16 protein-coding genes are annotated in these 20,034 nt (G+C 38.3%); 13 read left to right on the forward strand and 3 right to left on the reverse strand.

Annotated features, from left to right (window positions below; all coding sequences use genetic code 11):
• Positions 1–25: 25 nt before the first annotated feature.
• Positions 26–1,108, reverse strand: coding sequence for a glycoside hydrolase family 5 protein (locus OQX63_RS21405; RefSeq protein WP_265852840.1), 1,083 nt, complete (start codon positions 1,106–1,108; stop codon positions 26–28).
• A gap of 40 nt (positions 1,109–1,148) precedes the next feature.
• On the opposite strand from OQX63_RS21405, the gene OQX63_RS21410 reads away from it, so the two are divergent.
• The 5 genes from OQX63_RS21410 to OQX63_RS21430 are packed head-to-tail and all read left to right on the forward strand — an operon-like array spanning position 1,149 to position 8,808.
• Positions 1,149–2,504 (forward strand): sensor histidine kinase, encoded by a 1,356-nt coding sequence (locus tag OQX63_RS21410; RefSeq protein WP_265852841.1) that lies wholly within the window; start codon positions 1,149–1,151, stop codon positions 2,502–2,504.
• A gap of 22 nt (positions 2,505–2,526) precedes the next feature.
• The gene (locus OQX63_RS21415) at positions 2,527–4,524 is read left to right on the forward strand and encodes a cellulose biosynthesis cyclic di-GMP-binding regulatory protein BcsB (RefSeq protein ID WP_265852842.1); all 1,998 of its coding nucleotides are present in this window, start codon (positions 2,527–2,529) and stop codon (positions 4,522–4,524) included.
• Between the two features lie 9 nt (positions 4,525–4,533).
• Complete coding sequence (locus OQX63_RS21420) at positions 4,534–5,364, forward strand: hypothetical protein (protein WP_265852843.1); 831 nt, start codon at positions 4,534–4,536, stop codon at positions 5,362–5,364.
• Position 5,365: 1 nt separating this feature from the next.
• Complete coding sequence (locus OQX63_RS21425; RefSeq protein ID WP_265852844.1) at positions 5,366–7,231, forward strand: glycosyltransferase family 2 protein; 1,866 nt, start codon at positions 5,366–5,368, stop codon at positions 7,229–7,231.
• Positions 7,228–8,808 carry a hypothetical protein gene (locus tag OQX63_RS21430; RefSeq protein ID WP_265852845.1) on the forward strand — a complete coding sequence of 527 codons (1,581 nt, stop codon included), beginning with the start codon at positions 7,228–7,230 and terminating at the stop codon, positions 8,806–8,808. Before OQX63_RS21425 ends, OQX63_RS21430 begins: the two co-directional genes overlap by 4 nt.
• Positions 8,809–9,171: 363 nt before the next feature.
• On the opposite strand, the gene OQX63_RS21435 is transcribed toward OQX63_RS21430, so the two are convergent.
• Positions 9,172–11,544 carry a glycoside hydrolase family 95 protein gene (locus tag OQX63_RS21435; protein WP_265852846.1) on the reverse strand — a complete coding sequence of 791 codons (2,373 nt, stop codon included), beginning with the start codon at positions 11,542–11,544 and terminating at the stop codon, positions 9,172–9,174.
• 381 nt (positions 11,545–11,925) lie between these two features.
• Between OQX63_RS21435 and OQX63_RS21440 the strand changes: the two genes are divergently transcribed.
• The 6 genes from OQX63_RS21440 to OQX63_RS21465 are packed head-to-tail and all read left to right on the forward strand — an operon-like array spanning position 11,926 to position 17,209.
• Entirely contained in the window at positions 11,926–12,645 is a 720-nt protein-coding gene (locus tag OQX63_RS21440; RefSeq protein ID WP_265852847.1) for an SDR family NAD(P)-dependent oxidoreductase, read from the forward strand.
• A gap of 54 nt (positions 12,646–12,699) precedes the next feature.
• Positions 12,700–13,314 carry a MarR family winged helix-turn-helix transcriptional regulator gene (locus OQX63_RS21445; RefSeq protein WP_265852848.1) on the forward strand — a complete coding sequence of 205 codons (615 nt, stop codon included), beginning with the start codon at positions 12,700–12,702 and terminating at the stop codon, positions 13,312–13,314.
• Positions 13,315–13,324: 10 nt separating this feature from the next.
• Positions 13,325–14,161 (forward strand): phytoene/squalene synthase family protein, encoded by an 837-nt coding sequence (locus OQX63_RS21450; RefSeq protein ID WP_265852849.1) that lies wholly within the window; start codon positions 13,325–13,327, stop codon positions 14,159–14,161.
• Positions 14,162–14,204: 43 nt separating this feature from the next.
• Positions 14,205–14,489, forward strand: coding sequence for a TIGR03643 family protein (locus tag OQX63_RS21455; RefSeq protein WP_265852850.1), 285 nt, complete (start codon positions 14,205–14,207; stop codon positions 14,487–14,489).
• A 10-nt stretch (positions 14,490–14,499) separates the two neighbouring features.
• Positions 14,500–15,621 (forward strand): FAD-binding domain-containing protein, encoded by a 1,122-nt coding sequence (locus OQX63_RS21460; protein ID WP_265852851.1) that lies wholly within the window; start codon positions 14,500–14,502, stop codon positions 15,619–15,621.
• Positions 15,622–15,661: 40 nt separating this feature from the next.
• On the forward strand, positions 15,662–17,209 hold the full coding sequence (locus OQX63_RS21465; RefSeq protein ID WP_265852852.1) for a cryptochrome/photolyase family protein: 1,548 nt from the start codon (positions 15,662–15,664) through the stop codon (positions 17,207–17,209).
• 55 nt (positions 17,210–17,264) lie between these two features.
• Here the strand turns inward: OQX63_RS21465 and OQX63_RS21470 are convergent, their stop codons facing one another.
• Entirely contained in the window at positions 17,265–18,152 is an 888-nt protein-coding gene (locus tag OQX63_RS21470) for a LysR family transcriptional regulator (protein ID WP_265852853.1), read from the reverse strand.
• Positions 18,153–18,245: 93 nt separating this feature from the next.
• On the opposite strand from OQX63_RS21470, the gene OQX63_RS21475 reads away from it, so the two are divergent.
• Together OQX63_RS21475 and OQX63_RS21480 are read left to right on the forward strand one after the other, a co-directional pair.
• The gene (locus OQX63_RS21475) at positions 18,246–18,968 is read left to right on the forward strand and encodes a class I SAM-dependent methyltransferase (RefSeq protein WP_265852854.1); all 723 of its coding nucleotides are present in this window, start codon (positions 18,246–18,248) and stop codon (positions 18,966–18,968) included.
• Positions 18,969–19,292: 324 nt separating this feature from the next.
• Positions 19,293–19,982 (forward strand): hypothetical protein, encoded by a 690-nt coding sequence (locus OQX63_RS21480; RefSeq protein WP_265852855.1) that lies wholly within the window; start codon positions 19,293–19,295, stop codon positions 19,980–19,982.
• The last annotated feature ends 52 nt before the right edge of the window (positions 19,983–20,034 follow it).

Raw genomic sequence — 20,034 nt, forward strand, 5'->3', positions numbered from 1 at the left:
TTATGCGGGAACAAGCACCTTAAAATTACTCCCTAAACAGATCTACCATACAGGGGCTCAACATTTTTATACCAGGTTTACCTTTAAAAACAGAGAAATTTTCATCATATTCCCAGATCATCCATGGAATGGATAGCCGATCGAGTTCGTTTTTAACAGCGGTTAAATAATTGCATATGCTCTGCCCGGATGCAAATTTCTTGTATACGCCATACTCACCGCATAATACGGGTACGTGATTGGTATTAGACCATTGCTTAATGATCATCAATTTATCGTGCACGGCTCCGGCCTTTCCCTCATTGTGGTAATTATTATAATTTGCCTCACCGGCCGTTCCCTTTGCAGACGGGGCTAAAGGGGGCATCTGATGATCTTGATAAGGAAAAGGGATGCCTGTCGTAGATACCTGTTTCCCTATCCAATCGGCACCCTGATGTGTAAATATAAATGGTTCATAAAAATGAAAGGTATATATGATATTTTTAAATGGTAAAGGAGTTGTCCTACTCAGCTCGTAAATACTGTTATAATTTGAGGCTCCCACAATAATTGTCCTACCAGGCGACATCTTCCTTATACGTGCTATCAGTTTTTGTGCAACCGGAAGCCATTGCTGATCACTGATCACCGGTTCGTTCAGCAACTCAAAATACAGGCTGTTGCCACTGATTTTTCGGTAACGTTTTTCAAGAAGTGTCCATAGCCCCAATAGTTCTTCTGTATCGTATTGCAAATGATCTACCCTGAGGTTACCATAATGGTTTACCAGCACTAACTTCATCCGGTATTTAATGGATTTTTTGATCACTGCATCTATATTAGAAAGCAGTTTCGCTTTCTGTATATCGCTGCCCTCGATATAGAACTGTTGAAAAGCAACAGGCAAACGGATTGTTTTAAGCCCTAAACCAGCAATTAACCGGAAATCGGCATCGGTTAATTTATTTAAGTCCAATGCTTTAGGATTCCAGTACTGTTCAAGCCAGGATACATTAATACCATGTCCTAATTGGTTAGCGCGCAAATAAGACAGACTGCTTTGCTGTGCATAGCCAAACTGCTCAAAAACGATCAGAAGCAACAGTATGTATTTTTTTTGTTTCAATTCGTTTTTTTTATTATGTTTAAAATTCATCTCTGACATTATGAAATCCCCAACCATAACAGGTACCTCAAGTGCTATTTATGTCAGTGAAATGGCATATGAAAAGCAATTAACAAAAAAATCGACATACTACGCCAATATCATTATTTGGACAGTTATATTCCTATATCCCTTACTGGGCATATTGGATTATGTGTACGCCTACCCTATTTATCAAGAACTTTTTCTCACTAAAATAATCATAGTTTTACTAATATATGCTGTTTACGACATTTCGTTGAGACTTGGAAAATCTGCCGATCCTGCATTACATACCACAATTCTGCTCATATCAATTAATGTTTCCATTATATGCAATATTGTACCGTTTGATATTGCGCCTATATTTTTTATGGTTTTTGCGAGTTTATCAATGCTTTTTAACCTCGTAGTTTTTTGGAACCCTGTAAACTCATTCGGTCATTTTTTTGCCACACTTATATTTATGGCAATAGGATATCACCTCCTTAATACGGTTAGTGTAGAAACCTATATTACCCAAGGTGCTGGACTATTTATAATCATCTTTTTTTTCTCCTGTTTTATCCCAATGGCCAGGTATGACATTATTAGAAGAAATACTTTAAACAATCTGCGTTTAAAAAATACAACAACCCAGCTCAATCTGCTACATGATGAACTGGTAGAGAAAAACCAGCAAGTTGAACTATCGAATTCTAGATTAACTGGGCTGGTTATGCAGCAAGATAGCTTTATGGCATTTGTGCGGGAAGATATACTGAGTTTTGTCAGTTCGATCAATTTATCGGCGAATGCGATAAGAAATTCCGAGTATGAGCACCAAAATTTACATCACATAGAAACTATAAACCAAAATATACTTAGGCTGCAACAACTTGCAGAACTTTTCCCTAATGATCATTCGGCCCTATCAAGTGACGTTGTAGTATCTCTAAAAAAAGTCGATCTTTTTGCCAGTGCCCAAGCGGTAGTCAATTGCATGGTTAACGATTTTGGGTATCCCCACATAAACTTTAATATAGACCCGCACAAAAAATGGCCAATGGTCCAATTGGATCAACTTTATACCGAACAGATTCTTTTTAACCTTTTCGCGAACTGTTTTAAATTCTGCAACAAAAACGAACTTATTGATTGCAGGATGAGGGAAAGCAACAACAAACTTCATCTGATCATCAACTGTATACTACCTGGCATAGAAGCAGATCGTGTGGTAAACGAATGGGAATCTGCAGTACCAACGGTACAAAGCCTTAATCAGGGTCTTGGCCCTGGTTTTTATATTGCCAAGCTGCTTGCCGAAAAAATGGGAGGCGAACTCATATATCATAAAAGCCAAACCCATAGCTGTTACGTACTTGCTTTTAACCAATAATACTATTCAAATTTTTATCCAGATGAAAAAACTACTGATCTTTTTCGCACTGTTTATTTGCTCCCTATCAGGTTTCGCACAAAAGTCATTCGAATCTTACGGTTATCAATCCCAATTGATAAGGGGAACTGAAGGACAGTATATTTATTACATCCGCGTACTGCCCAGCCAACAGATGGATAAAAGCACCCTAATAATCGATTTCCAGGCATCAAAGATACTAAATACTGCAAAGTCATTTATTCATATCATGGTTAATGATATGCCTGCACTTAGCAGCAATTTTCAGGCAGACAGTATCAACAGGCTTGTAGTACACATACGCAAAAGCAACAACAGCACTGCTGACTTTCTAAAAATTACCGTCAAATCACAGCTAATGATTGGAGATGATGTTTGCCAGGATGAGAACCAAGCTGGTTTATGGCTAAACATTTTGCCAAGCTCTACTGTGTACTGGGCCAAAAATAAGCAGTATGGTCCGTCTAGTGTCAATCTTTCCAATGCCCTTTTCAGCAAAAAAGCGATTGTTTATCCCAATGATATTTCGGCTGCTGAACTGCAAACAGTTGCTTTAACCTATGCTAAACTGTTAAGGGGCGGTACCGAGCGCATAGCGCTTTATCCAATTTCGCAGATGCCAAAAAGTCTAGATAATTTTATTGCTGTTGGATTAGCGCATAAGCTTAAGTCGAAATTTGGTTCCAAATTAAATATAGATCCTAAAAAAGGCCAGGGTATTCTCTATCTGCATAAAGAAACCGATACCACAAAGGATGGATCGCTCAGGCAGATCCTATTTGTAACCGCAGCTGACGCTGCCGGTATGAGCAAAGCTGCTGACGCACTGCTGACCCCTGGAATTTTGAATAGTAGCTTTCAGGACGTATTAAAAGTTGAAAAGGCAGGATATAAGGAATTGGAGAAAAAAAACAGACTGAATCTCTCTGTCCTGGAAAACAATAACAATCTAATGACGGGGACAGGCAGTCTTACGCATGATTATCGCTTTAAAACATCGGTATTCAACTCTATTCCGGCAGCATTGAACTGCCAGTTTGAGATTAAGTTTTCTGGTATTGGGCAAAATGACAGGGGATATTTTAATGTTTATTTAAACGATATCCTACTCACAAGCAGACAATTGAATGAATCAGGCGCATTGCAGGTAGTTACAACAGTTAACCGCTACCAGATCAAAAAATTTAATGTACTCAGAACAGAATTTATTTTTTACCCGGCGGATGGAATGTGTAAGGGTAATTTTCGACATTTTATCGGACAGGTTGATGCCTCAAAATCTTATATAGAAGTATCTGATGACATGGAGGAAAAGCAAGCCAGTTTTTACAGTTATCCTGATGCTTTTCAACAGGGAACGGCCATATTGGTAGCAAAGAATATGCTTTCTCATGCAGTAAAAGCAATTTGTGAATTGGCCTATCAGTTAAATGACCATCCGAGTAATGAGATCGTATACCGTCCCATTGTCGATTTTAGTAACAATGCGGATAAGTATAAAGGACGCAACATTGTATTAATAAGCGATAGGCAGGATCAGTTGCTTCTTAGTTTTAAAGAGATGCCCTTACAGTATCAAAATGATTTCACCATTTATGGGGAGCAGCCTGGTGAAGCGATATATAAACTTTCCTCACCAGAAGCTGCAGCAATTTCGCAGATCTTTAGTGATCAGAATTATCCTTTGATACTTTCTGTTACCGCCCTGCCCAACGATGCTGCTACAGAAATTTTGTCAAATAGCATTCTGGATTTAAATGAACAGTTAAACCTGCTGTCAGGAAATACAATGATCAACAGCAAAAACAACCACCTCATATTCAACCTCGAAAGGAACAGCAACAATATTGTTTATGAAGGTGATGGCAACGGCCATTGGCTAACGCTGTGGCTCAAATACAAATTGCTTTTGCTTGCGGGTGCGCTGTTCCTGATTTTTTTGGCTTACCTATATGTACGCTCAAAAGTAAAAAAGTCACAAAAAATTGTAAATCAATAATTTATTGCCATGAAGCCCAAAGCTATAAAATTTATTTTCGCAACAATTATTTCATTTTTCATGGTACAGTATGCTATAGCAAGTGGCTTCCCTATGCGAAAAGGCAAAGCGCTATTGGCCCCCTACCTCAGTTATTTCGTGGCCAACCAGTACCGCGATCTTAATGGGCAGAAGTATAATTATGCAAATGACGGAAAATACAGTTCTTTTACGATGCAGCTTTATCTGGAATATGGCATTACAGACCACCTTGATCTGGTTGCAAAACTTCCTTTAACTTCTGCACAGTTTAAAGATAATATGCAAAGAAATAGCAATACGGCACTTTCGGACGTAGAAATAGGGCTTAAATACAATCTTTTGCAATTTAATCAAAAAAAGTACTTTCTCTCGGCCCAGGCATTGGCAGCGGTTCCGCTGTATAGCAAAAATGGTAACCCAAGCACGGGTTATGGCCAATTCGGTTCCGAACTAAAATTACTTTTTAGTGGAACTACCCCGGCAGCTTATTTTAATGTAGAAGCAGGTTACAGGCAGTATTTCGGTAATACGTTTGGTAACGTAGGACAGGTAAGCTACATCGCAACATCAGGATTGCATTTGGGCAAAAACAATCAACTTATGGGAGAGATAAACGGGATCAGTTCGTTAAGATCGAACCAATTTAATCCAGAAAATCCAGCTTCAAACACCGAATTTACATTTGTAAAAGCCAATATCGGCTTTGGACAGCGCATTACTGGTGATAACTGGATATTCGCAGGCCTTTTCCATGATATATTCAACAGAAACTCCGGTATTGGCCAAGGCGTTACAGTTACCGGGATTATACGCTTTTAATATGGACAAAGAACAAAAGCGTTATATTATAGGAATACTATCTGAGCATGGTTATATAACGCGTGATGATGTGGTGCGGATTGCTTCTTTTGGAGAAACCAGCGGATTATCACTGGTTAAAATACTGCTTAATTTTGGGTACATCAGCCGGAAAGATTATCAAAAATGCTTATTGGAAGAAGGCTATGATTTTAAAGACGTTCGATTGGAAGAGACTGATCTTGAGGTAATGATGCAGACGGATCTTAAATCCGTTGATCGCGATCTAATCCTGCCGTTGCGAATAGAAGATGGTTATGTAGTTGTTGCCGTTGCCGATCCTACTGCAACAGCAGATTTTCTGTTGATTGAGGAAAAGTACGGTTGCCCTGTAAAAGTACTGCTTAGCTCCGATCTTGATATCATTTGGCTCGGACATAAACTACTGGGTGAAACCTATGTTAAAAAAGCGGTTTTCGAGTTACTCAACAGGGATCCGGAAAGCTCGGCTCTTGTCACTTTTACCAAATCCCAGCTCATTATCATCTTTTCAGTTATTGCGCTGGTTACAGTTTCTCTCTTTCTCAGTTTTACAAACACCACCATCGTCATTAATATGTTAATGAGCAGCTTCTTTTTGGTGGCCGTTACTTTTAAGTTGTTTCTTGCCCTTACCGGATCAAAGCTCGAACTTTTCCAGGCAGTAAGCAAAAAAGAGATTTTAGGGGCAAAGAAACAAGAACTGCCTGTTTTTACCATTCAGTTACCAGTTTACAGAGAAGATAAGCTGATCAAAAAACTGATCTGGAACCTACAATCGTTAGATTACCCGAGAGAGAAACTTGATATTAAACTCCTGATAGAAGAAGATGATGACAAAACATTAAATGCTGTAAGAGATCTTGATTTTCCGGCCATTTTTGAAGTGATTGTTGTTCCTTTCCACATGCCAAAAACAAAACCAAAAGCCTGTAACTATGGTCTCTATTTTTCGCGTGGCGAGTATCTTACCATTTATGATGCTGAAGATATACCAGACCATGACCAGCTGAGAAAGGTTGTGATCCTATTCAGCAAGCTTCCTGAAAACTACATCTGCATACAATGTGCACTGAATTACTTTAACAGGAATGAAAACTTCCTTACACGAATGTTTACCCTCGAATATTCGTACTGGTTCGATTATATGCTGCCCGGCCTAAGCACACTTGATATTCCCGTTCCATTAGGCGGTACCAGTAACCATTTTAAGTTCGAAAAGCTGATGGAACTGGGCGGCTGGGATCCTTTTAATGTTACCGAAGATGCCGACCTTGGTATTAGGGCTTTTGCAAAAGGCTACAAGGTTGCACTGGTAAACTCTACCACTTATGAGGAAGCCAACAACGAACCTTTCAACTGGATCAGGCAACGCTCCAGATGGATAAAAGGTTATATGCAAACCTATCTGGTACATATGCGTAATCCTTCAAAACTGATAGCAAAAATAGGCTGGAAGGGTTTTTTGGGCTTTAACTTTTTTATAGGCGCAACACCTGTTACCTTTCTCATCTACCCGCTTCTGCTCCTGATTTTTATTTGCTACCTGATATTCGATCTTGACAATATCCGTACCGTATTTCCTGACTGGGTTCTTTATATTTCGATTTTCAACCTGGCAATAGGCAACATACTCATTATCTACGTTAATATGATCGCTGTCTTCAAACGAAGATATTATGAACTCATTTTATTCTCCATTCTTAACCCGTTTTACTGGTTAATGCACTCCATTGCTGCGTATAAGGGACTATGGCAACTGATTACCAAACCATTTTATTGGGAAAAAACGGATCATGGCCTAAGTAAGTTACAAACGAACAGAGAGATCAAAACGGATACAAAATGAGCGCTAAACCGAATAAATCCTTAATCCTGATATCGTTCTTATTGTTCGGTTATTATCTATATATCGCTTACACGCTTTATTATGGAGGAGTGCACAGTAATGAAGCCCTTTTTTTTACAGAAAAATCTGCGCTTCTGCGCGAGGGCGATGTAGACCAGATCAAGCTCGCCGGACTTACTTTCCCGCAGATGCCTTTCATGTTGTCATGGGTTTTCTCTTTTATAGATTTGAGGTTTTCTCCGGTTCTTGCCTCAGCATTAGGTACTTCTGCACTATTTTTCATCATTACATTTTCAATCAGAACGCACGAGCACCGAAACTGGTTGTTTTTAGGCATACTCATTACCTTTATTTTGCATCCGGCGTTTATTTATTTCGCTGTATCAGGAAAAAGTTCGTACATGATGCTCATCTTCTTTTATCTATTTTTGATAAGCATTTTCAGGTATTTCCGCACCAATACATCTTACCATATTTCGGTAGCCAGCATCTATTTTACACTGCTTATTTTCTGTTCGGTTAAGTTTTTCTGGCTAATGCTGTTTATCCTTCCCATCATTTTTTTTGTAGCGCTTCAATCTATGACAGTTGCAAAAAACGATCACATGGACAAGATTGCAATTGCATTTAATACGGAATCGATAAGGCGTAAACTGGTCAATAAAACATTGGCCATATACCTCGTTATCTTTGCGCTACCGATAACCGCGATGTTGATTTTCAGGCTACTGAACCAGGTTTACACCGGAGATGCCGATTATTACTTAAATAGTCCTTATGCAAATTACAGCACAATTACAGATCAAACAGATAATCTAAAGAATTTAGCACAGAACAAACTGGGCCGTATATTTCCTGAGGTTCATTTCTTAACAACGGTAAGAATATGGTTATTTGCGCCCCTACTACTGTTTTGCTTAGGTATTTTCAAGAGTATCAACCGAAACATCTTTGTGGTTTTTTCCCTTTTTTTCTTCATGGAATTCTTAAAGATAAAATACCCTAATGTTTACATTCCCATTCATTTTTACGCGGCCTTTATATGCCTTTCCTGGGCCGTTATAGCAAACGCAAAAAATATCAAAGAACTGAGATTCAGCAAATATTTTTATCTTTCAATTATCATCATACAGCTATTTACCGCATACATTACCATAAATTCGAGCCATGTGCCTGAAGAGAAAAAATACCTGAATGCATTTGTATCCTTAATTATGCGTAAACCGCTTTACAGGGGCGATGCTGAAAAAATATCCAATTACATCAGAAACATTAAATCTGATGATGCTATACTTGCAGATGACGCCAATGCCTACCGGATCATCGCATTAACAGGATCTGCTCAAGTATTTCTAACTCCAGGGGAAAATAGTTTTTTGGCCGCACTTGCCCAGCCAGAAAAACATGTATCTTACATATTAGCCACAAAAAAAGAAAGCCAATATGATCCATTCGGACTATTGAATGCCGATATGATACAAATGTTTAGTTTAAAGGGAATTTCGCTGCATCCGGTCTGCTCTAATAAAAACTGGATATTGTGGCGTATCGAAAACAAAAAATCATATGATAATTAAAGTCTGCTCCCGATATTTTCTATGTTAATGCCGTGAATGTGCAACAGTTTCAATCAGTATCAAGAAATTATGCACAATAATTCATTATTACGCTTTAAAAAATCTCTTATAGGATAAATTTCCGATGAATCTGCTTTTTCGAATAATCTTAATTTTTTTAATAAATTTCCTATCGTGTAGATTGGATATATACTTGAGTCAGGTAATTACTTGGATTTAAAATCGTAATCACGCCAGCAAAATTCCTTAGTTAAGAAATTTAATATCAGGCACTTGAAGATAACAAGCGCATCATATCATACGATAAAGTTACCAATATTTCTGCATAGCAGACAAATTCTGCAAGAACTTTGATAAAACTACTTAACCCATTATTTTATAAACTTTTCCTTTACTGGTTAAAAAAGTAGTGAGGTATCCATTTCCGGTTTTAGTAACTTTTTGTTTAACGCCATCCACATGAATCTTGTTACTGGTTCTGATTATACAATTGCCACCATTTCCAGATCTGATCAATGCTGACTTTAATTTACCTGCATCCCATTCCATATCCACAGTAAAAGCGCCTCTGGCTTTTAGTCCGGATATTTTTCCATTAGCCCATGCTGTTGGAAGTGCAGGCAATAAATGTAACTCATCAAGTTGACTTTGCAAGAGCATTTCGGTTATACCTGATGTTGCCCCAAAATTTCCATCAATTTGAAATGGTGGATGTGCATCAAAAAGGTTAGGATATAAACCGCCGCCCTTTGAGACACTTAAATCGCGCATTAAATCGCGAACCAATTTATAGGCATGATCGCCATCAAGTAAACGGGCCCAGAAGTTGATTTTCCAGGCAAGACTCCAGCCAGTCCCCTCATCTCCACGTAATTCAAGTGTCTTTTTACTTGCTGCAGCAATATCAGGATTGATTAAGGGAGATATTTCCCGTCCCGGATGTAAACCAAAAAGATGACTTACATGGCGGTGATGCGGTTCTACATCTTTCCAATCCTTGTACCACTCCTGCAAGTTACCCGCCTTACCGATATGAAGCGGATATAGTTTCGCTAATTTGGCTTGAAGTAGTTTTCTGAATGCTGCATCAATTTTTAATGCTTCAGAAGCTTCTATACAATTGCGGAAATGGTCGCGAATGATAGACATATCCATCGTTGTTGCGACAGAGGTATTTGCGGGTTTCCCTTTATCGTCATAATATTCATTTTCAGGCGAGAATGAAGGAGCGGTAACCAGGTATCCGTTTTTATCTTCTACCAGATAATCAACTAAAAATTCTGCTGCGCCCTTCATCACCGGATAAGCCTTTTTCAAAAAGTCCTTATCCTGGGTAAACCGATAATGCTCATATAAATGCCGGCTTAGCCATGGAGCGGCCATATACCAGTTTGCCCATTTCGGATCACCCTTACCTAAATCACCTACCGGATTACTTAAAGCCCAGATATCGCTGTTATGATGTGCTACCCAGCCTTTCATATGATAAAAATCTTTGGCAGTTTCTTTTCCTGTTATTGCTAGATCATTGATAAATTTAAATAAAGGGTATTCCATCTCTTCCAAATTGCTGATGGCAGCAGGCCAATAATTCATTTGGGTATTGATGTTAATGGTGTAATTTGAGCTCCATGGTGGTCGCATAGAGGCGTTCCAGATTCCCTGAAGATTAGCAGGAGGTCCGCCAGGACGCGAAGAACTGATGAGCAGGTATCTTCCGTATTGATATAAAAGTGTTTCGAATGCCGGATCGGTTACGCCTTTACTAAATCCAATCAGTCGTTCATTTGTGGGAAGTTTAGCATTTGTAACATTACTTGTTGAGCCCAGCGTAAATTTAACACGAGTAAAATAATGCGAGTAATCGGCTACATGCTCCGTAAAAAGTGTTTTCCATGGTCGCCTGGTTACAGCTAAAAGATTATCGTTACTAATTTTAACCTCATCCTTTCCCTCACTTACCGGGCATTTATCGAAACCATTAAAACTAGTAGCGGCACAAATAAACAATAACACTTCATCGGCATTTTTAACCTTCAAACCCGAAGTATCAGACCGTACGCTTCCACCTTTTAAAACAGCCCGAACCTGCATGGCTACCCGCATACCGCTGCAATCTCCATCATCATATCTTATAGGCTTCGAATTATAATCTATGTAATTGGGATCAACCTGTGATGGGGCTTTTCCTTTAAAAATAATACCATTGTTCCCATCAGCAGTTACAGCTCCTTTAAGCTGACTACTTACACTGGCAAAAAAATTGATCATACCGGGTTTATCTGCACTTAAGCGAACAACAATGGCCTTGCCTGGAGCAGTAGCGATAATTTCGCGTTTGTAAGCCACTCCGTTTGCCTTAAAACGAACAGTTGCCATACTTTCATCAATGGATAAGTCTCTTAAATATTGCTCAAATTGAACTGCACCAATATCCTGTTTCAACTTAAGATCGGCCATGGGTAAAAAAGATTGAGAATAAACCCCTTGCATTTTACTTGCCTCTTTATTTGCATCCTGATAATTCTCATTTTTCAAAAGTAACTCGCGGGTACGCATCAGATATTCTGGCGCTTTGGGATTCACATTCGGTTTTACCGGCCCACCGCTCCATAAAGTGGCTTCATTAAGCTGGAGTAATTCATTCGACGGATCGCCGAAAATCATTGCACCCAACATGCCATTCCCAACAGGCAAAGCTTCAGTCCATTTTTTTGCCGGAGTATTGTACCACAATAAATCGTTTTTTTGTCCAAAACATCGAAAAAATAAACCGGAACAAACAAACAGGCAAAATAAAAAACGAATCATAGATTAATATTATGTATTAAATTTTAAGAAATGAACTTCAGTAACCGTATCGTTTTCAATATTAATTAAAATTCTGACAAATACTAAGGATTTAACGTAGGTATTAATGGTATGCCGGAGATATTGAGCCATTTGTATATCAGAAAGGTAGTTAAGGTTAGCTGCGCTCCCCTATCTTGCAGCAAAGTTATTTTACTGAAAATTAGGTAATTAGAATCATTGTTAATAAATGTTTAGTTTATTTATAAACCAAAATATTAAGATTTACGTATTTATAAACTATATTGATACTAAAGTAATCATCTCATGCAATTCCAAAATAAAAACATACTCATTATTGGCGGAAGCTCTGGTATAGGCCTTGATCTGGTTCACCTGCTCAGTGGTGAAGGTGCAAACGTTTTTGCTGCATCCAGAAGCCGCTCAGACAGCTGGCCTGAATCTGTCCGCTATATTGAGCTGGATGTTATGCAGGAAACCGGAACCTTATCTGAAATGCTACCTGCTGAACTGCATGGATTTGTTTATTGCGTTGGCAACATTAATCTTAAACCTTTTTCCAGAATTACAGAAAACGACCTGATAGCAGATTTTAAACTTAATGTTGTTGGGGCGGCTTTATCTATACAACAATCGCTTAAACCACTAAAAAATGCTGAAGCTGCATCCATTGTGCTAATTAGTTCTGTGGCCGCGAGAACAGGAATGCCTTATCATGCCAGCATTGCCGCATCCAAAGCAGCAGTAGAGGGATTAGCCATTTCTTTAGCGGCGGAGTTGAGCGGAAGCCAGATTAGGGTAAATGTTTTGGCACCATCTTTAACCGATACACCATTGGCGTCTAAACTGCTCAATACCCCTGAAAAGATGGAAGCTTCTGCAAAAAGGCATCCCATAGGAAGATATGGATCACCTAAAGACATCAGCACCGCCATCAAATTTTTATTATCACCAGAAAGCAGTTGGATAACGGGTCAGGTTATTCCCATTGATGGCGGCATGAGCAATTTAAAAACAACATTTTAACTGTAAAACTGGCGCTGATGAAACCGCATCCATAACTGTTCTAATCTAAAAAACATGCTGTACAATCTCATAAACGAACTATTATCATTGGTTAAAACTTACGAAAACACCGCTACAAAACCGAAAGATGATTTACACGCTTTTCAAAAATGGCTTAGTGAACACTCGGCAGGCAATGCTTTGTTACCACATGTAGAACCTGAATGGAGCGGCAAAATAAACGGAAGATCTGCAGATAGTGTGATCAATACAACACTTGTTCACCTTTACAGGTATGCAAAGATGCATGCAAAAGATGCGATAGCAGGAAGTTCATTTTCTACTCCAGATGAATTCATTTATCTCATCAATCTGGTTTCGCATGGTGCAATGAGCAAAACAGACCTTATTAAAGAAAATGTGCACGATAAGCCAGCAGGAACATTGATTATTAAAAGGTTACTGGATAAAGGTTTTATCGAACAAAAACCTTCGGGTGTAGATAAAAGAAGCGTAATCATAGCCATTACCGAGAAGGGAAATAATGAGCTTAATAAATGTATGGATAGCATTCGCCTGGCATCTGCCAAAGTTACCGGTCCACTAAATAACGATGAAAAAATAAGGCTGATTGCTATTCTTAAGAAGCTTGAAGATTTCCATTACGAACAAAATTTCGAAAAGATTTAATTATTAATAAATGAAGATAATCTATGACAGCGTATCTGCGCAGTGCAGTAAGGTAGTTACCAAAAGTTACAGCACAAGCTTTTCACTGGGCATCCGTTTCCTAAACAAACGCCATCGGGATGCCATTTACGCGATATATGGTTTTGTTAGGCTTGCAGATGAAATTGTAGATAGTTTCCATGACTATGATAAGGCCACCCTACTGTATAAATTTAAACGGGATTGTGAAGAGGCTATCCACGACAAGATCAGTTTAAACCCAATCCTTAATGCCTTTCAACAGGTGGTAAACCAATACAAAATAAAAAAAGAACTCATTGAGCTCTTTCTGGAAAGTATGGAGATGGATCTTCATCAGCAAAAATATACTCCTGAAAAATATGACCGTTACATTCTGGGATCGGCACAGGTTGTGGGCCTAATGTGCCTGCAGGTTTTTGTAGATGGAGATTCGGACAATTACGAGCGTTTAAAGGAACCTGCGATGAAATTGGGTTCCGCTTTCCAGAAAGTAAATTTTTTGAGGGATGTAAAAGCAGATTTTTATTCGTTAAGCAGAAATTATTTCCCGGATATAAACCTGTCTGAATTTTCAATAGCTGAAAAACTGGTGATAGAAAATCAGATTTCAGCTGAATTCGATGCTGCGCTATATGGCATAAAAGCATTGCCAAAATCATCGAGAGGTGGTGTATACCTGGCATACGTTTACTACAGGGCACTTTTCGAGAAGATAAAGAAGAAAACAGCAACACAGATTATGAATGAGCGGGTCAGGATTTCCAACAGCCATAAATTTATGCTGATGTTTGGTTCAGCACTTAAAAGCAGATACAACAAAATATAACGAATAAGTAAGAGCCGATATAAAACCGCTAATGAATTAAAAAATGACTAACATCAATACACTTTCGGCAGTTGAAATTGACAGGATCATAGAAATGGCATGGGAAGACCGGACTACCTTTGATGCGATCTTTGTACAATTTGGACTGAAACACCAGGAAGTAATCGTGTTAATGAGGAAAGAAATGAAAAAGCGCAGCTTTAAAATGTGGCGAAAAAGGATGAATAATAAATCTACCAAACATGCTGCATTAAAGGCTAATGCAATTTCACGCTTTAAATGCGACCGACAAAGGGCAATTTCAAATAATAAAATAACCAAAAGGTAATTTGGCTGAAATGGAATTTACTACAGATTACAATATAATTTTAAGTAAAATTAAAAATCTGGATGTTGTGCAATATGCAAAAACCAGAAATTTCATAAATGGTGCTGTTAGTTATCTATCTCCATATATTTCCCGTGGGGTAATCAGCCTAAAGCAGATCCAACAACAAATTATTAATCAGGGCATCAAACTGGACGCGGCTGAAAAATTTTTACAGGAGCTGGCCTGGCGTGAATATTATCAGCGGATCTGGCAGGAGAAAAAGGATCTGATCTGGCAAGATATGGGTAAACCTCAGGAAAATGTAGCGGAATATGAAATGATAACGTCAGTATTGGAAGCCAAAACAGGAATAGCTGCTATCGACAAAGGCATAAATATGCTATATCAAACAGGTTATATGCACAACCACATCAGAATGTATGTAGCTTCGATCGTATGCAACATCGGTAAAACCCATTGGAAAAAACCCGCGACCTGGTTATACTACCATTTACTGGATGGAGATCTTGCAAGCAATAATGCCAGCTGGCAGTGGGTATCTGGTGCATTTGCTTCTAAAAAATATTACTGCAACCAGGAGAATATCAATAAATATACCTTGGATAACCAGCAAGAAACTTTTTTAGATAAAGGCTATGAAGCGTTACCCTTAATTTCTATACCAGGTATATTAAAACATCGAACCTCCCTGCAATTAAAAACTGTTTTGCCAGAAACCGCAGTACCATCAATAGACGTATCGAAACCAACCTTAATTTACAACAGCTACAACCTTGATCCGCTCTGGCGGAAGAATGATCATGCCAACCGAATATTATTACTGGAGCCAAGCCACTTTTTGAAATACCCGGTTAGTAAAAATGTGATCGATTTTATCATTTCTCTTTCAAACAATATTCCTGGGATTCAGCTTTTTACTGGTGAACTATCTGAACTCGCCTTGTTATATAAAGACAGTAATTTATTTTCAGATAACATTTTCATATCCAAAGATCACCCGGCATATGTTTACTATATAGGCATTAAAGATGGTTATGAATGGATGTTTCCTGAAATTACCGGCGCTTTTCCATCGTTTTTCAAGTACTGGAAAATGTGCAGGCCTTACTTGGAAAAAGCGATGGGTTAATGAAGCATCACCCGAATTAAAAACTATTTCATTCTTAGCCATGGCAAGAAAATATAAAATATTACGGCTCGTTCTGGGCGACCAGCTTAACATACAACATTCCTGGTTTAAGAAAGCAGCGCCTGATACGCTTCATGTGTTGATGGAAGTTAAAACGGAAACCAATTATGTTTGGCACCACATCCAGAAAGCATGTGCATTTTTCGCAGCCATGGAAAATTTTGCCGAATTGCTAAACGGTAAAGGATTTGAAACACTGTACCTTCGACTTGACGATCCGAAGAACAAACAAAATTTTTCAGATAACCTGAGCTACTTAATAGAGAAGTTTGGAATAACGGAATTTCATTACCAATTGCCTGATGAATATCGCCTTGATCAGGAACTGAACAAGTTCTGCGATAACTTACATATCGCTAGCCAGGCTTTTGATACCGAACATTTTTACACCAGCAGAACTGAACTCGGAGACTTCTTTTCAGGAAAAAAAGAATTGTTGATGGAAAGCTTCTACCGGGCTATGCGCTCAAAACACCACATCTTATTAGATGATGGCAATGATCCACTAGGAGGCCAATGGAATTTTGATGTAGAAAACCGCAAGAAACTTCCTAAAAACCACAAACCAAATCCGCCTTTATTATTTGAGAATAATGTAAGCAAACAGTATGAAAGAATAAAAGATGGAGAAATTAAAACCATTGGCAATATTGACCCTAAACACCTCCTCTGGCCAATAAACAGGGAACAATCTTTAAAACTGCTACGTTATTTCTGTGAAAATTGCCTCCATTTATTTGGCACCTTCCAGGATACGATGCAAACAGAAGAATGGTCTCTTTATCATTCCCGCTTATCGTTTAGCATGAATACCAAACTTATTTCACCGGTAGAAGTGGTCAGTTCAGCGATTGAATATTGGAAGGAAAATAAGAAATCGATCACCATGAATCAGATAGAGGGCTTTGTTAGGCAGATTTTGGGCTGGCGCGAATACATGAGGGGGATTTACTGGATGAAAATGCCAGCGTTTGAGAAAATGAACTTCTTTGATCATAACAGAAAACTTCCAAAATGGTACTGGACAGGAAAAACGGATATGAACTGTTTAAAGCATTCCATCAATCAGTCTCTAGAATATGCGTACGCTCACCATATCCAGCGTTTAATGATCACAGGGAATTTTGCACTGCTTGCAGGCATTAATCCGGATGAGGTTGATTTCTGGTATCTGGGAATCTATATCGATGCCATACAATGGGTAGAAATTACCAATACCAGGGGAATGAGCCAATATGCAGATGGCGGCATTACAGGCTCAAAACCATATACTGCAACGGCCAACTACATCCATAAAATGAGCAATTATTGCGATAACTGTAAGTATGACCGCACTGAAAAAATTGGAGAAAATTCCTGCCCATTTAACAGCCTGTATTGGGACTTTCACGATAGAAACAGAAGCAAGCTTGGCAAAAACCACAGGCTCTCTATGGTGTACCGGATCTGGGATAAAATGGATGCTCATTTGAGATCAGAAGTATTGAAAAGAGCAGACATTATCTTAAAAAACCTTGATCATCTTTAAGGTGGCGACTAACTAATTAGAAAAAATCCTTAAAAAAGAGATATCGAAATGAAAATCAATCAATTTTAAACTGGGTATAATGTTTAATAAACCAGGTTAATGCCGGGTTTTTATTTGATTCTTTATAAGCCAACACCACCTCTGTGTTAATCGGGATGGCTCCAAGCTCAATAAAAGACACTTTCAACTGTGCATATTGTTTTTTTAAAGATAGTGGCAAAATAGATACACCCAAGCCCGCTTCTACCAATTGTAATATAGAGTGTACATTGTTAGCTTCGTGGGTAATATCCGGACTAAAGCCCATTCTCTGGCAAATTTCTATAAGTTTCTGGTTATACTGTGGTGCAAATTCTTTATTAAAAAATATAAATGGACTCTTGCTTAAAAAAGCAGCCAGTTCTTGCTGATTATCAATTTTATGATCTGTTCCGCCCAAAACCACCACAAAAGGATCGAAAAACAAGGATTCTACTTTCAATTTGTCAGATAACACGGGAGCTCTTAAAATCCCTACATCTAAACCACCATGCTCCAGCGCTGTAATTTGGGCAAGCGTAGGCACTTCGAACAAACTCGTTTTCAGATAGGGAAATTCCTGATGCATCAATTTTAAAATCTCAGCCAGTTGCGATTGATAAACCGAACTGATATAACCAATCTTAAATTCACCGCTAACACCTTCATAAATTTTACGAACCAATTCTTTACTCTCTTCCAGCTTGGCAAACATAGTATCTATCTCATTTTTAAAATATTTACCGGCGTTTGTTAAGGCAACCCGTTTATTATTCCGAACAAACAACTGTACACCGAGTTCTTCTTCCAATTCTTTAATCTGCCTGCTCAAAGGTGGTTGCGAAATAAAAAGCTTGGTGGCTGCTTTGGTAAAATGAAGTTCTTCTGCAACAGTTTTAAAATATAACAGGTGTCTAAGTTCCATATCTATGATACTTAATAGGTATTAATTTATGTCAAAAATGATATTTTACAAATATGATCAACAACAATAACTTTACAAAAAAATTTAAAAGTCATGAATAAAGATTATTCGCATAAAGCAACAAATGAGGAAATTAAGACAAGGTTTGACAGCGATGTAGAACGTTTCTCGAACCTGGAAAGCGGTCAACAAACTACTATTGATGCACCACTTACCATGGAACTTTGCACGGAGGCAGCCAAATACATTAACCCAAACGCAAAAGAACTATTGGATATTGGCTGTGGGGCAGGCAATTACACGTTAAAAATGCTCAGTAAAACCCCAAACCTGAACTGTACACTTAACGATTTGAGCTTACCTATGCTGGAACGTGCAAAAGACAGGATATCAATACAGACTACCGGAAAAATAACATTGATACAGGATGATATGCTTAACCTGAATTTGCCCGATAATCATTTCGATATTGTTCTGGCCGCAGCAACATTCCATCATTTACGTACTGATGCCGATTGGGAAATTGTTTTCACCAAAATTTACCAGGCTTTAAAACCCGGCGGCAGTATCTGGATTTCTGACCTCATTGCACACGACTCAGTTCTGATCGATAAACTTTTTCAGGATCAATACGGAGCTTACCTGGAAACACTTGGCGGTGAAACATATAAACAAAAAGTACTGGATTATATCGAATATGAAGATACCCCGCGTTCTGTAAATTACCAACTGGCTTTGCTACAAAAAGTTGGGTTTAGTGTTACCGAGATCCTACATAAGAACTGTTATTTTGCAGCATTTGGTGCGATAAAATAAATAGTATGACGGGGTTGTTGTATCCTGGGTATAAAATTGTAATCCTGAGCCTGTAGAAGGATCTTTTTCAACGCTTGAAGGCGTTTCGATACTTCGTCAGGCTCAGCTCAACCTGACAGATTAGAGATGGAATTTTAATTTATGATAAACCTCATTAGCAATGCTGTAATCAACGCCAACGCATATTCGTACTTTTCAACCAATTTATAGGAGCTTTAGACCTTTTTTGAAAGCGGTCCTTGATCGAAATTTGTAGTCTAAATTTCATCAAAGCAGAATCATAAATAATTTGATTTTGCTGATTACTAACCCAAATTCATCAAGGTGGCTAATTATACAATCACATCAAAGCCAAAAGGCTTTAAAACTGCCATTATACGGCTAATTGCCTATAGTGCATTCATTTATCTGATTGCCGAATTTCTTAAATGGAATGTAAAACACGAAGCAGTAAGCAATAAGTTTAGTGAAGATTCTGCGGTAGAATACGTTCAGAGTATTTTGCTACTTTTAAGTTCAGGCATTTTTCTCTATGCTTCTTTTAAATATAAATCGCTATTTCCACTTTCTTTCGCCCTGTTTGCTTTTATGATGGCCTCTTTTATCAGGGAACAGGATGCTTTTTTAGACCAACACGTATATGATGGAGCCTGGCAAACCGGTGCATTTGGCCTCCTCTTGCTGGCAACTTTACTTATTTACAGAAAGAAAGTACTCTTTTTTTCCAATTTAAACAATTTTGTACACCAGTTCTCTTTTGGAATTTTATTATCAGGTATTGTAACTACTTATGTTTTTGCACGCTTATATGGAAGAAAAGTTTTTTGGATGGCCGTTATGGAGACGCAATATGCCCGTGATGTCAAAAATGTATCGGAAGAGTCTCTAGAACTTTTTGGCTATGCACTGATTTTTATTGCAAGCGTAGAGTTTTATCTATTCGCTAATGCCAAAAACAATGCAGTAGCATTAAAAAAGCACAGAGGTCAGGCATCATTTCCTATTTCTGCCTAATTTAATGTGAGTTTGGTTTAGGCGGCTGGCGTTAGCTGGTTTTGAGCAGAAA

Origin of the sequence: Pedobacter sp. PF22-3, from assembly GCF_026239555.1 — a bacterium.
In the GTDB taxonomy this organism is placed as follows: Bacteria; Bacteroidota; Bacteroidia; order Sphingobacteriales; family Sphingobacteriaceae; genus Pedobacter.